Annotated in this window: 17 protein-coding genes; 10 read left to right on the forward strand and 7 right to left on the reverse strand. The window is 65.1% G+C overall.

Translation table 11 applies throughout. The features are described 5' to 3' along the window. Window positions 1–189 precede the first annotated feature (189 nt). The 4 genes from msrA (at window position 190) to I3J27_RS31230 (ending at window position 2,127) form a co-directional block, all read left to right on the forward strand. Window positions 190–900 (forward strand): peptide-methionine (S)-S-oxide reductase MsrA, encoded by a 711-nt coding sequence (gene msrA, locus I3J27_RS31215; RefSeq protein WP_270162697.1) that lies wholly within the window; start codon window positions 190–192, stop codon window positions 898–900. Window positions 901–930: 30 nt separating this feature from the next. Continuing rightward, a complete protein-coding gene (gene msrB, locus I3J27_RS31220) occupies window positions 931–1,350 on the forward strand; it encodes a peptide-methionine (R)-S-oxide reductase MsrB (protein ID WP_270162698.1) in 420 nt (139 codons plus the stop codon). Between the two features lie 107 nt (window positions 1,351–1,457). Further along, window positions 1,458–1,622, forward strand: coding sequence for a DUF3309 family protein (locus I3J27_RS31225; RefSeq protein ID WP_270162699.1), 165 nt, complete (start codon window positions 1,458–1,460; stop codon window positions 1,620–1,622). Window positions 1,623–1,833: 211 nt separating this feature from the next. After that, on the forward strand, window positions 1,834–2,127 hold the full coding sequence (locus I3J27_RS31230) for a hypothetical protein (RefSeq protein WP_129275288.1): 294 nt from the start codon (window positions 1,834–1,836) through the stop codon (window positions 2,125–2,127). A gap of 91 nt (window positions 2,128–2,218) precedes the next feature. Here the strand turns inward: I3J27_RS31230 and I3J27_RS31235 are convergent, their stop codons facing one another. Next, window positions 2,219–2,755, reverse strand: a complete 537-nt coding sequence (locus tag I3J27_RS31235; RefSeq protein WP_270162700.1) for a DUF4112 domain-containing protein — start codon at window positions 2,753–2,755, stop codon at window positions 2,219–2,221. Window positions 2,756–2,817: 62 nt separating this feature from the next. Continuing rightward, a complete protein-coding gene (locus I3J27_RS31240) occupies window positions 2,818–3,243 on the reverse strand; it encodes a DUF5413 family protein (RefSeq protein ID WP_270162701.1) in 426 nt (141 codons plus the stop codon). A gap of 164 nt (window positions 3,244–3,407) precedes the next feature. On the opposite strand from I3J27_RS31240, the gene I3J27_RS31245 reads away from it, so the two are divergent. Further along, entirely contained in the window at window positions 3,408–3,647 is a 240-nt protein-coding gene (locus I3J27_RS31245) for a hypothetical protein (protein WP_270162702.1), read from the forward strand. 274 nt (window positions 3,648–3,921) lie between these two features. Continuing rightward, the gene (locus tag I3J27_RS31250) at window positions 3,922–4,218 is read left to right on the forward strand and encodes a hypothetical protein (protein WP_270162703.1); all 297 of its coding nucleotides are present in this window, start codon (window positions 3,922–3,924) and stop codon (window positions 4,216–4,218) included. 180 nt (window positions 4,219–4,398) lie between these two features. Here the strand turns inward: I3J27_RS31250 and I3J27_RS31255 are convergent, their stop codons facing one another. Then, window positions 4,399–6,033 (reverse strand): hypothetical protein, encoded by a 1,635-nt coding sequence (locus I3J27_RS31255; RefSeq protein ID WP_270162704.1) that lies wholly within the window; start codon window positions 6,031–6,033, stop codon window positions 4,399–4,401. Window positions 6,034–6,070: 37 nt separating this feature from the next. Then, complete coding sequence (locus tag I3J27_RS31260) at window positions 6,071–7,363, reverse strand: adenylosuccinate synthase (protein WP_270162705.1); 1,293 nt, start codon at window positions 7,361–7,363, stop codon at window positions 6,071–6,073. 368 nt (window positions 7,364–7,731) lie between these two features. On the opposite strand from I3J27_RS31260, the gene I3J27_RS31265 reads away from it, so the two are divergent. Beyond that, window positions 7,732–8,664, forward strand: coding sequence for a DMT family transporter (locus tag I3J27_RS31265; protein WP_270162706.1), 933 nt, complete (start codon window positions 7,732–7,734; stop codon window positions 8,662–8,664). Between the two features lie 52 nt (window positions 8,665–8,716). Here the strand turns inward: I3J27_RS31265 and I3J27_RS31270 are convergent, their stop codons facing one another. After that, window positions 8,717–9,121, reverse strand: a complete 405-nt coding sequence (locus I3J27_RS31270; RefSeq protein WP_270162707.1) for a VOC family protein — start codon at window positions 9,119–9,121, stop codon at window positions 8,717–8,719. 116 nt (window positions 9,122–9,237) lie between these two features. Continuing rightward, on the reverse strand, window positions 9,238–9,642 hold the full coding sequence (locus I3J27_RS31275; protein ID WP_270162708.1) for a hypothetical protein: 405 nt from the start codon (window positions 9,640–9,642) through the stop codon (window positions 9,238–9,240). A 73-nt stretch (window positions 9,643–9,715) separates the two neighbouring features. Between I3J27_RS31275 and I3J27_RS31280 the strand changes: the two genes are divergently transcribed. Then, on the forward strand, window positions 9,716–10,339 hold the full coding sequence (locus I3J27_RS31280) for a TetR/AcrR family transcriptional regulator (protein ID WP_270162709.1): 624 nt from the start codon (window positions 9,716–9,718) through the stop codon (window positions 10,337–10,339). Between the two features lie 36 nt (window positions 10,340–10,375). Here I3J27_RS31280 and I3J27_RS31285 read toward each other — a convergent pair whose 3' ends face one another. Beyond that, window positions 10,376–10,765, reverse strand: a complete 390-nt coding sequence (locus I3J27_RS31285; protein ID WP_270162710.1) for a DUF1330 domain-containing protein — start codon at window positions 10,763–10,765, stop codon at window positions 10,376–10,378. 103 nt (window positions 10,766–10,868) lie between these two features. On the opposite strand from I3J27_RS31285, the gene I3J27_RS31290 reads away from it, so the two are divergent. Beyond that, on the forward strand, window positions 10,869–11,804 hold the full coding sequence (locus I3J27_RS31290; protein WP_270162711.1) for a DMT family transporter: 936 nt from the start codon (window positions 10,869–10,871) through the stop codon (window positions 11,802–11,804). Window positions 11,805–11,894: 90 nt separating this feature from the next. Beyond that, window positions 11,895–12,887: a Bug family tripartite tricarboxylate transporter substrate binding protein gene (locus I3J27_RS31295; RefSeq protein WP_270162712.1), complete on the forward strand. Its 993-nt coding sequence runs from the start codon at window positions 11,895–11,897 to the stop codon at window positions 12,885–12,887. Window positions 12,888–12,953 lie beyond the last annotated feature (66 nt).

Here is a 12,953-nt window from a genome sequence, read left to right on the forward strand (position 1 = left end):
TTCCCGGCTTCGCCAAGCCGGGCCACAGTCCGACGATCCCGGGCGGCTATCTTTCACGGCCTCGTGTTCGTCCCGCCGTAACAATCACCGCCTGCGCCCGTATTTCAGGTGACCCAAACGCGGCCAAACAGGCTGTTCGCCCGTCCCCGGCCGCCCTAGACTGTCATGCCATCCGAAAGAGGATCCGCCATGCGCCGCCCCGCCCTCCTGTCCTTGCTCGCCGCCGCCGCAACCACCGCCGTGGCGCTGGCCTTCGCCATGCCGTCCCGGGCCGCGGAGGATGCGGTTGTGATCCCCGCCCCCGCCATGGACGCGGCACCCGCAACCGGGATCCAGACTGCCGTCATCGCCGGCGGCTGCTTCTGGGGTGTGCAGGGCGTCTTCCAGCACACCGCGGGCGTCGTCAACGCGGTCTCCGGCTATGCCGGCGGCACCAAGGCGACCGCCGACTACCAGACTGTGTCGAGCGGCCGGACCGGCCACGCCGAGTCGGTCGAGATCAAATACGACCCGAAGAAGATCTCCTACGGCAAGATTTTGCAGATCTACTTCTCGGTCGCGCACGACCCGACCCAGCTCAACCGCCAGGGGCCGGACAGCGGCACGCAATATCGCTCGGCGATCTTCACCACCTCCGACGAGCAGAAGAAGGTGGCGGAGGCCTATATCGCCCAGCTCAACGGCGCCAAGGTGTTCGGTAGGCCGATCGTGACCAAGGTCGGTGCGCTCGAGGCGTTCTATCCGGCGGAGGCCTATCACCAGGACTATCTGACGCTGCACCCGAACCAGCCCTACATCGCCTACAACGACATTCCGAAGGTCGAGAACCTGAAAAAGCTGTTCGCGGATAACTACATTGAAAAGCCGACGCTGGTGAGCGCCAGCAAGGCCACCAACTGATCGCGAGATCACCCAACAAACGGGAGACCCATGCCCGACACCAAAATGAAAACCACCGACGACAAGGTCATCAAGAGCGAAGAGCAGTGGCGCAGCGAATTGTCGCCGATGCAGTACGCGGTGCTGCGCGAGAAGGCGACCGAGCGTCCCTTCTCCGGCGAGTATGAGCACGACCACCGCGCCGGCACCTATGTCTGCGCCGGCTGCGGCAATGTGCTGTTCGAGTCCGATGCCAAGTTCGATTCCGGCTGCGGCTGGCCGAGTTTCACCCAGCCCGCCGTCGAGAGCCATATCGACGAAGAGCACGATGCAAGCCACGGTATGGTCCGCACCGAGGTGCTCTGCTCCAAGTGCAGCGGCCATCTCGGCCACGTCTTCCCCGACGGGCCCGGGCCGACCGGCCTGCGCTACTGCATCAACTCGGCGGCGCTGAAGCTCGAACCCAAATAACATTGCGCAGCGCCGGGTTCCGCCGTGGAACCCGGCGGCGCAATGTGCTTTTCTCCCTTGGCGGGACGGCCGATGAGCGTCGTCGGGCGTCCCCCAGGGAGGACGCCATGGCGCTTGGGACCATCCTGATCATCCTGGTGATCATCTATCTCATCGGCGGCATGTCCGGCCGGATCGGTGGCTACGGCTATGGCATGGGCCATTCCGGCATCGGGATCGGCGGCCTCGTTCTGGTGGTGCTGATCGTCCTGCTGCTGCTTGGCAAATTGTAAACCATCTAACACATTGAATTTACTTTGTTTATTGCATCTGCGGGGCTGCCATGCGTGGATTCATCATCTCCCATCGCAGGGGTCGCAATTTTGTCAAATCGGCTTATATTAGAGGGCGAAAATGATGTGCGGCGGGCCCACCCGATCGTGGCCCCTGCCTTCCAAACCCCACGCGCTTAAAGCCCCAGACAAGATCACGAGGTCTTTGACCATGCGTCCACTGCGTCCGTTCAACTTCAACACCTCCGCCGAGCTCTTCCCCGCCGCGATCCGCAAGAAGAAGCGTGCAGGCTTCACCTATCGCCGGTTCGGCACCGCGGCCGAGGCCGTGCAGTTCGCGATGGAGCAGTTGCCGACGGATTCGCTGAACGGCGCCTATCTTCAGGTCGAGGAAGCGCGCTTCGACCAGAACGGCATCCGCTCGCTCTACGAGAGCGAAGCCTTCCCGCTGGAGCGCCACCGCAAGCCCGAGCCGGTCGCAGAGACCGACGCCGACGCGGCGTAAGTTTTCGCCAAGCCCGATGTGCGCTGAAAGCGCGATGGCCGAAAGGCTGTCGCGCTTTTTGCGTTTGTGGGCAACGCCCTAGCTTTCGCTTTTAAATCCGCGGCTGCTTGTCGAGCCAGCGGCGCAGCATGCGCACGTTGCGCATGTTGGCGCGGAACATGACGTCAAAGGCATCGCCCGCGAACGGGACCATGCCGACCACGCCGTCGACCGCGACATTGCCGAGCATCCGCGCGGTGAGATACCAGGGCGCGCCGAGCGCTCTCGCCTCACGCACCAGCCAGAGCGAGATTGCGGTGGTGATGATGTCGCCGACGACGGGGATCAGGCCGATCAGCCCGTCGATGCCGTAGCGGATATTGGTGCCTGGCAGGATGAAGGCGACGTCGAGCAGCTTTGCGATGACCTCGATGCGTGCGATCCGCTGCTCGCGCGTCAGATTGCCGAACGGACTCCCTTGACCGAATTCGAAGCGGAACTCGCGAAATCCCTGCTCCAGCGTTTCGGGGCGGATCTCGTGGCCGTCCTGGTCGATGATCGGCCCGCGCGCCTGCGTGCCGGTCGCATCGGCGCGGCCTCCCGAACGGGATTTGCGTGGGGCTAGGATATCATCGTCGGACATGGTCATCGCCTGGAGGAAACGCGCTTATGCCGACAGGGTTGCTGCGCTGCGCCCGAACGTCGCGCAAGTCAGGTCGGGGCCGCCGCCGGTTGCGGCTCCTCGACATATCTGTGTACGAGCCAGGACGAAATCACCGACGGCACGAACCCGACCAGGCCGTAGAGGATGAACTGCACCGCGCCCGAATCCGGGCCGCGCGAGCTGTAGGTCAGCGACGCCAGCACGAAGGCGAACAGCCCGACCAGCAACATCCGCAACGCCGGGCGGATCCGCTTGACGTGGATCAGGATGTCGTCGACCGCGCCGATCATGAGCGAGGGCAGAAAGCCGAACAAATAGCTGTATTGCAGGGTCTTGAAGAAGACGGCGAACAGCTTGCCGACCTCGCCGAGACTGGTCTGGGTCCAATAGCCGGACTGATAGGTCGTCGTCAGCAGCAGCAGGAACCCGCCCACGAACGGACCGACCAGCGCAAATACCAGATAGCGTTTCATCAAATACCCTCACCCACCGCCACATTTATAGCAGCGCGGCGGGAAGCTTGGATAGCGGGTTCCGATGGGTGCGCCGTGCCCGCCCTTTCGGGAACGTCTGGCAAATCGGCGAGTTCTCACGAGACTGCGAATTCTTACTTGTATCAGCACGATTGGATCCAATGATGCGTAGGACAGCCCTGCTTCTCGCAGCGGTCACGTTGACCGCCGTCGCCTCGAGCGTCTCCGCTTTCGCACAAGGCCACATGGGTACGCCGCAGGAACAGAACGCGTGCTCGCGCGACGCGTCGAAGTTCTGCCGGAAGGACCTTGGCAATGACGGCGCCGTGCAAGGCTGCCTGCAAGCCAACCGCGCCAAGCTGTCGAAGTCGTGCAGCAAGGTGTTTCAGGGCCATGGCATGTAACATCGGCTCGTAAGGTCGGGGCGTCCGCGCGTTTTGCGTGACGGACGCGCAACATCTGCGAATTCCTTTGCGCCGCCCATTGCAGCTCTTTGACAATGGCGCATACTTCGCTCGGGCGGCGCAGCACTTTTCGATTCGAACATCACGAGAGATCGAGCGACCACATGCGGGATTAAGTTCCCGACGTGAAGGCTGTGACATGCGGCAGATCAAGCCGCGTGCGGCGCCCCAAAACCAAGTGGTTCAACCCACGGAACTCGGGGACGCATTCCGCATGACACGCTACCAGACCATCGCTTCGCGCTTCAAAGCTACCGCTTCGCTTTTGGCCTTCGCCGCCACCGCCATCGCACTCCAGACATCACCCGGCCTCGCCTTCTCGTCCGAAGCCCAGCAGATGTGCTCGGGTGACGCGATGCGGCTGTGCTCCAGTGAAATCCCGGACATCCCGCGCATCAGGGCCTGCATGGTGCAGAAGAAGGCGCAGGTCAGCCCCGGCTGCCGCGCCGTGATGGACCGCGAGCACGCGGCCGCAGCGGCCTCGCGCAAGCGGGAAGCGGCGGCGCAGTAAGAGAGCGTACCTGCGGCCATCCTTCGCGACGCCCGCCCAAGGGCGGGCCCTCAGGATGAGGTCTCGTTTCGTGGCGAGATATCAATCCCTCATGGTGAGGAGCCCGCCAAAGCGCGCGCCTCCGGACGATGCTCTGCATCGCCGGGCGAAACATGCAGGCCGAGGTCTATCTGAGCAGACCTAATCGCCCCACTGCGCGAAGGCGTCGTTGAAGGCGCGCTCGCCGGGGGCGCCCTTCTCGATGGCGATGATGGCGCGGCGCTGGTTGGCGTAGACCAGCGGCACGTCGAACCAGGAGCGCTCCTTCAGGAGCTGGACGTTGCGGGCACGGTCGGCGTCGACATTGGAGAGGCCGACCAGGAAGAAGCCGTCGGTGACCTTGACCGCGAGGCCGGCGAGCGGGGTGCCGCGCGCCTGCTCGTTCGACTTCATCAGGATGCCCGGCACGTTGGAAACGCTGCCGCCCGGAAAATCCGGCGGCAGGATGAAGGTCAGCTCCGCCGTGTGGCTCGCCGGCAGCGACGAGTCGGTATTGCGGCGGAACGACATCGTCATCTTGAACTTGCGGTCGGGGATCTCGATGTCGGCGCGCACGGCGACGTCGGCCTTCTGGTTGCCCGTCGCCTTGATCGGCTCCAGCCGCCACACCACCGAGCCGACATATTGCTTGCCCTTCGGATCGGACGGATCCTCGTCATAGAGCACGACCTTCTGCGCCACCGGCGCGACCGGCTGGTCGCTGGCCGAGGGCTGGCCGACGCGATCCGGAATCTTGGGCTTGCTCTGCGGCTGGGCCGGATCCTTCGGCGCTTCCACCACCTGGGTCGGCGAGGACTTGAAAAAGTTGGTCGCAGTCTGGAGCAGCGGCTTGCCCCAGAGGATGCCGGCGCCGACCAGGATCAGCACGATGCCGACGGCGATCGCGCTCTTGAACGGAAAGGACGAGCGGGCGCGCTTGGGCTTCTTGCCGTCGCGGTCGAGGACGGGAATGTGCGGACGCCCCGACGGCGGCCGTGGCGCATAGCGCTCGGCCTCCTCGATCGACTCGTCGTAGGAATAGGGCGCGTCCTGCTCACCGGCGCGGTTCTCCAGGCTCGGCTCCAGCCGGTCGAATTCCGGCGAGGGCGAGGGCACGTTGGCGTAGGTGCGGCGCGCGGCGCGGTTGGCCTGCGCGGCGGCGCCGCCGAGATCGTTGACGTCGGCGGTGATGTCGCGGAAGCCGCGGACGCCCGGGGCCGGCGGCAATGGCGGCGGCGGACCGACGTCGGGCGGGCGGCGACCGGCTTGACGGTCGGCTTGGCGGTCACGACCGGACGGCGGCGCAGGCGGCGGCTCCGGCATCGGCGGCGGGGCCGACGGACCCGGCTGGCGCGGCGCGTCGAAACGCGGAGCCCGCGGCGGGCGCGGGGCATCGCCCTGGTCATCGACGTTGAAGGACGGGCGGTCGGCACGCGGCGGCGGCGGAGCCGGACGGGCGCGGGGAGCGGCCGGCTGAGACGGAGGCGGGTTGCCCTCGGCGGCGCGGGTGCTGGCCCGGCGGAAGGCGTCACCGCTGCCGCTGCTGCGGGTACCGCCACCAGGGCGCGAGGCCTCGCGGGCGCGCTGGGCGGCCTCCGATTCGACCTTGCGGACGGCCTCTTCCAGCGACAGCCGTTCGCGGGTGATCTCGGATTCGGACAGCGGCGGCTGAACGCTGCGGAGCTGCGCGATCAGGGCCGTGCGCGCCCGCTCATAGAGCGCGCGACGGCTTTCGCCGGGAGCATTGGGGTCCAGGGCGGCAATAGCGCGGGCGATCAGCGGATAGTAATCAGCCATTTCAACTCAACTATACGCACGTCCCGGTAAGATTTCGTTAAGCCTCAAACGGGTTTTGCACGAGGATAGTATCTTCGCGTTCGGGGCTGGTGGAAAGCAGTGCGACCGGGCACCCCACCAATTCCTCGATCCGGCGGACATATTTGATGGCCTGGGCCGGCAGCTGGGCCCAGGACCGTGCATTGGCGGTCGGCTCTTTCCAGCCCTCGATGGTCTCGTAGATCGGCTCGACCCGGGCCTGGGCGCCCTCGCCGGCCGGGAAATGGTCGATCTCCTTGCCGTCGAGCTTGTAGCCGGTGCAGACCTCGATCGAATCGAAGCCGTCGAGGATGTCCAGCTTGGTCAGCGCCAGGCCGTTGATGCCGCAGGTCCGGACGGTCTGGCGGACCAGCACCGCGTCGAACCAGCCGCAACGGCGCTTGCGTCCGGTATTGACCCCGAACTCGCGGCCGCGACGGCCGATCTCCTCGCCGATCTCGTTCAGAAGCTCGGTCGGAAACGGACCCTGGCCGACCCGCGTCGTATAGGCCTTGCAGATACCGAGCACGTAACCGACCCCGCTCGGGCCGATGCCCGTTCCTGTCGCGGCCTGCGCCGCCACAGTGTTCGAGGAGGTGACGTAGGGATAGGTGCCGTGGTCGACGTCGAGCAGCGCGCCCTGCGCGCCCTCGAACAGAATGCGCTTGCCGGCGCGCCGCTCCTGATCGAGCAGACGCCACACGGTCTCGGCATAGGGCAGAAGCTGGGGCGCAAGCGCGCTCAGCTCCTTCAGGATCTCCTCGCCGTCGAACTCAGGCAGGTTGAGGCCGCGGCGGAGTGCGTTGTGGTGGGCCAGCAGCCGGTCGATCTTGTGGGGGAGCGTGTCGAGGTCGGCGAGGTCCATCAGCCGAATCGCGCGGCGGCCGACCTTGTCCTCATAGGCCGGTCCGATGCCGCGACGGGTGGTGCCGATCGCGGTCGTCGAGTTGGAGCTTTCGCGCAAGGCGTCGAGCTCGCGATGCAACGGCAGGATCAGGGTGACGTTCTCCGCGACGCGCAGATTCTCCGGGCCGACCGCGACGCCCTGCCCGCGCAGCTTGGCGACCTCGTCGAGGAAGGCCTGCGCATCGAACACCACGCCGTTGCCGATCACCGCCAGTTTCGACGGGCGCAGCACGCCCGAGGGCAACAGCGCGAGCTTGTAGGTCTCGCCGTTGATGACCAGCGTGTGGCCGGCATTATGGCCGCCCTGGAAGCGCGCGACGATGTCCGCCTGCTCCGACAACCAGTCGACGATCTTGCCCTTTCCTTCGTCGCCCCACTGGGCGCCGACGACGACAACATTGGCCATTCGCGGGTAATCCTTCGAAGATTTTAGATGCGCCAGCCCAGCCGACGGCCGGAGCCGTTCGCACGCGAGGCAGCCAACCGGATAAAGGAAGCAGCCTCTCTAGGCAAGCAAGAACGGGGCTTTTTCGGGGCTCAAGAGGCACTTTAAGCCTTTGATATCCCCGGAAAATCCAGAACCCTTCCAGGGGGATCGCAAGCCTTCGACCAAAGCGTGAGGCGCTGATCGGCCGCTGCATGGACGCGATGCGTCCGCACCCCGTTGATGCAGGCTCGATTTCCGTGTCTTTGGGTAGCCGCCGCCGGGCACTCAGCCGGTCCGACCTCGTCGGGCCGGGGCCTCGGCGTACTCGCGGGGCCACAACAATCACAATGTCCGCCACCGGCCAGACCACGGGCGCCGAATCATCCGGCCACAGCTGGATCGCCAACCAGCCTTATCTGCTGCTCAGCATCACCTCGCTGTGCTGGGCCGGCAACGCCATTGTCGGGCGGCTCGCCGCCGGCCACATTCCGCCCGTCACACTGTCGTTCCTGCGCTGGAGCTTCGCCTTCCTGCTGGTGCTGCCGTTCGCCTGGAAACATCTGGCGCAGGACTGGCCCGCGATCCGCAGCAAGCTCGGCCTGATGGTCACGCTCTCGATCACCGGCATCGGCGCCTTCAACACGCTGCAATACTGGGCGCTGGAGCATACCCAGGCGCTCAACACGCTGCTGCTGCAGTCGGCCGCGCCGCTGGTCGTGGCGCTGTGGTCGCTCGCCATCCTCGGCGTCCGCCTCACCGCGGCCCAGGCGTTCGGCGTGCTGCTGTCGATGTGCGGCGTGCTGACGATCCTGCTGCACGGCGATTTCACCACGCTGTCGAACATCGCGTTCAACAAGGGCGACCTCATCTTCATCGTCGCGCTGATCATTTTCGCGCTGTACTCGGTGCTAACCCTGAAGCGGCCGCCGATGCACGGCCTGTCGTTCCTCGCCTTCACCTTCGGCGCCGGCGCCGCCTGTCTCATCCCGCTGGAGATCTGGGAATTGTCCGCGCGGCCGGTGATGAAGCTCGACGGGCCGAATTTGCTGACCCTGTTCTATGTCTCGGTCTTCCCGTCCGCCCTTGCCTATCTCTGCTTCAATCGCGGCGTGCGCCTGATCGGGGCCAATCGCGCCGCGCCGTTCTTCCACGTCGTGCCGGTGTTCGGCTCGATCATGGCGATGGCGTTCCTCGGCGAACACCCGCAGGCGTTCCACTTCATCGGCTTCGCACTGGTGCTGGCCGGCGTGTTCGCAGCGTCGCGGAAGCAGACGAGCTAGGCTCGGGGCTCATCAAGCATTCTGTCAAAGGTCTTTGCAAGTCCACCTGCGATCAAGCGTCCGCTGACGCGTTCATCCATACCATCTCCCAGACATAACCATCCGGGTCTTCGATGTGCCGGTTGTACATGAAGCTGAGATCCTGCGCCGGGTTGGGATCGGCGCGCCCGCCCGCAGCCACCGCGCGAGCCAACGTTGCATCGACGGCATCGCGGTCGTCGACCGTGAGAGCGAACATGGCCTGGCTGTGGCGCCGCGCGTCGCCGATCTCGCGCTGGGTGAATTCACGATACTGGTCGTGGGTCAGCAGCATCACGCCGATCGCGTCGGTGAACATGAGCGAGGTCGAGTTTGCGCCGGAGAATTGGGGATTCACCACGCCGCCGAGCGCCACGTAGAACGCTGTCGATGCGGCGAGGTCGCGTACAGGCAGGTTGACCAGAATCATCTTGGACATTGCTCTTCCTTCAAAAGCGGCCGGAAGCCGCGCAACGGTCCGACATCCGGACCAGAAAACTCTCGACGCTCCAGATCAGAGCTGCCTATCGGCCTCTCGGACACCCTGAACCGCATTCAAATGTAGCGGGCAGCACCCATGCAGAGCGCAGCGATGCCCAGCAGGGCCGCCGCCGCGCGTTGGGCGGCGGCGACACGTGAACGCAGTTCCTCCGGATTGCCCGCGCCACGACGCAATGCCATGAGCGCACGGGGACCGATGGCCGCCTGCACACCGGCCGCGATCAGTGCGCAGATCGCACCGGCCGCGAGCACCTGCTCGGTCGTGCCGAAACTGCCGGAATGAGCGAGATGCCCGAGATAGCCGCCGGTCAGGATGGCGATCGTCGCCGCACCGAGTTGTGGAAAGACCAGTTGCTCACCGCCGATCCCGCCGATGCGGGCCAGCGCAAAGCTTGATCCCGCCCAGAACACGGACGACAACACATGAAGCGACAGTGCGATCACGAGGGCAGTCTGCATGGCAAGCTCCAAACCTGCTTCTGAATTTAATATACAATATGTATAGTCAATACGTCAACAGAATGGCAAGGCCATGCCGAAGCGCAATTATGTGAGCTCCGCGCGGGCTTCCGCGGCGGCGGCGACGCGCGAGCGCATCATCGCGGCCGGGGCGCGGCTGTTGCGCAAGGATGCGAGCATTGCGAACTTCTCCCTCGACGTCGTCGCGAAGGCGGCCGGCGTCACGCGGTTGACCGTCTACAACCAGTTCGGATCGCGGCGCGGATTGCTGGAGGCTGTGTTCGACGACATCGCCCGCCAGGGCGGGCTGTTCGAGCTTGCCGAGGTGATGACGATAGCGGATCCGCGCGCCGCGCTCGACCGCGTCGTTGAAATCTTCTGCGCGTTCTGGGGGCACGATCCCGCCATCGGCGGGCTCAACCAGGCCATCGCGACCGATCCCGAATTCGGCGAGGCACTGATCGAGCGTAACGAGCGACGGCGCGAATTGCTGACCGCGCTGTTGTCACGGATCGTCGGCAAGCCTGCGGCGAAGCGCGCCGTGCGGGACACGGTCGATTTGATCTTCGTGCTGACGAGCTATCCGTCTTTTGCGGCGCTGAGCCCGCAACGGTCGACGGAGGAGGTCTGTGCCCTGTTGCAGACGGCTTGCCACGCCGCGGTGGATGTGATGGCTCAGAATGAGCGAAAGAAATGAGTGTCGCAGCACCGCGGCCTAACTGAATGCCAGACGTCAAGCGATCTTGAGCTTGCTGTACGCCTCGTTCGTCGCAATGATGACATGCTCGGCGCAGGCGTTGACGCGATGCGGGTCGGCCTCACGCTCGTAGGCTTCCGACGTCATCATGTCGAGGAAGGCCGCGACCGACGGATAAAACACCAGCGCGACGAAATCCCATTCGTTGCCGGCGTGCGGGCCGAGCGCGACCGCCTTGGCCTCCCCGGTCCAGAGCAGCGTGCCGCCGCGGGCCCGGATCATGGGCACCGTGATCGCACTGTAACGCAGATAGGCGTCCCAGCCCGAACCGTTGCCGTCGCGCGAGTGCGCATGAAAACGCATCAGATTCAGCATCACCACCGGTGCGTTCCGGTCGAGCCCTTCCAGGCCCGCGATGTTCAACATATTAACCGCCAATGGCGCCTCCCGGGGTCATGCCTGCATTGTAGCATTGCGGCCGCGTGACTTGTGTCACCACGGCAATCCGGCGCAATCTCATCCGACGTCAATGACGATTGCTTCGCCCGCGCCGAAGGCCTCGAATCCGGCCAGCTGGCTCAACAACCAGCCTTATCTGCTGCTCAGCCTGAGCTCGCTGTTCTGGGCGGCCAATATCGTGCTCGCGCGCCATGTCGGCGCGCATGTGCCGCCGCTGACAGTGACCACGATCCGCTGGTACGGCGTGTTCCTGATCCTGCTGCCGTTCGCCTGGCCGCATCTGAAGCGTGACTGGCCGAATTTGCGCAAGAGCCTGCCCTTGATGCTGTTCCTGTCACTGGTGGGCTTTGCCTTCAACAACGCGATCTCCTACTGGGCGATGCAATACACCGAGGCGCTGAATGCGCTGCTGATCCAGTCGGCCGGACCGCTGTTCGTGGCGCTGTGGTCGCTGGTGCTGTTCGGCGTGCGGCTGACGGGTGCGCAGCTCGGCGGCATCGCGATCTCGCTTCTCGGCGTGCTGATCATCATCCTGCGCGGCGATCTGGCCGCGCTCGCCAGCATCAGCTTCAACCGGGGTGACATCATGTTCGCCGCCTCGCTGGTGGCGTTCGGGCTCTACTCCGCCTTCATCCCGCGGCGGCCGAAAATCCACCAACTCTCCTTCCTGTCCTTCACCACCTGCTGCGGCGCGACCATGCTGCTGCCGACCGCGATCTGGGAGGCGGCAAGCGGCCGCGTGCTGCAATTCGACACGGTGACGCTGGCAACGCTGGGTTACATCCTGATCTTTCCCTCGACGCTGGCCTATCTCTTCTTCAATCGCGGCGTAGCGCTGATCGGGCCGAACCGCGCGGCGCCCTTCTTCCATCTGGTGCCGGTGTTCGGCTCGGCGATGGCGATCGTCCTGCTCGGCGAAAAGCTGCAGCCGTTCCATCTGATCGGCTACGCGCTGGTGCTCGCCGGCGTCGTGATCGCCTCGCGCCAGGGCTCTGCGGTGAAGTAATTCCGCAGAACGGGCGTCAAACTGCCGTCTTCCGATTTGGGCGAAGAGAAGCTAGGTTCCCCGCCAACGAAAAAGAGGGAACGTCCAGACATGCTGTCATCACTGATCCGAGCCCTGCGCACGGCCGGCGCGGCCGCGCTGTGTTTTGTCGCGCTGTGTCTTGCCACCGCGTCCACCGCGCAGGCCGACAATTATCCGAGCCGCAACATCACGCTGGTGCTGCCGTTCGCGGCCGGCAGCGGCACCGACACCACGACGCGGCTGATCTCGCAGCATCTCGCGCAGGCGCTCGGCGTCGGCATCGTGATCGAGAACAAGGCCGGCGCCAACGGCATGATCGCCGCGACCTATGTCGCGCGCGCCGCCCCCGACGGCTACACGCTGCTGGTGACGACCAACACCACACATTCGGCCAATCCCTATCTGCTCAAGAGCCTGACCTACGATCCCGTGAAGGACTTCACCCCGATCGCGCGGACCGGCGACCTGCCCTTCATGCTGGTCATTCATCCGGAGGTGCCGGCCAAGACCGTCGGCGAGCTCGTCGCCTATGGCAAGGCCAATCCGGGCAAGCTGAGCTACGCCTCGGGCTCGTCCTCGGCGATCGTGTCGGGCGCGACCTTCGCGCACAATGCCGGGCTCGACCTCCTGCACGTGCCCTACAAGAGCTCGCCGCCGGCGCTCAACGACGTCATGGGCGGCCGCGTCTCGATGATGTTCGTGGACATCCTGACCGGCCTGCCCCACGTCAACGGCAACGCGCTCAAGGCGCTCGCCGTCACCACCAAGGACCGTTCGCCGCTGGTGCCGAACCTGCCCTCGATGCAGGAGGCGGGCGTGCCGGATTTCGACATCTCCTCGTGGCAAGGCTATTTCGGCCCGGCCGGCATGCCCAAGGAGATCGTGACGCGGCTCAACGCCGAGATCCGGAAGATCGTCGAGAAGCCCGAGATCAAGGCTCAGCTCGCCACCCTCGGCATGGACGCCTTCTCCGGGACCCCGGAAGAGCTCGGCAAATTCGTGAACGAGCAGCTCGTGCTGTGGGAGAAGCTGATCACCAACGCGAAGATCGAGAAGCAGTAGGACGGTCTCGTAGGGTGGGCAAAGCGTAGCGTGCCCACGGAGACTTCATCGCGAACCAAAAACGAA

Source organism: Bradyrhizobium xenonodulans, from assembly GCF_027594865.1.
Lineage (GTDB): Bacteria > Pseudomonadota > Alphaproteobacteria > Rhizobiales > Xanthobacteraceae > Bradyrhizobium > Bradyrhizobium xenonodulans.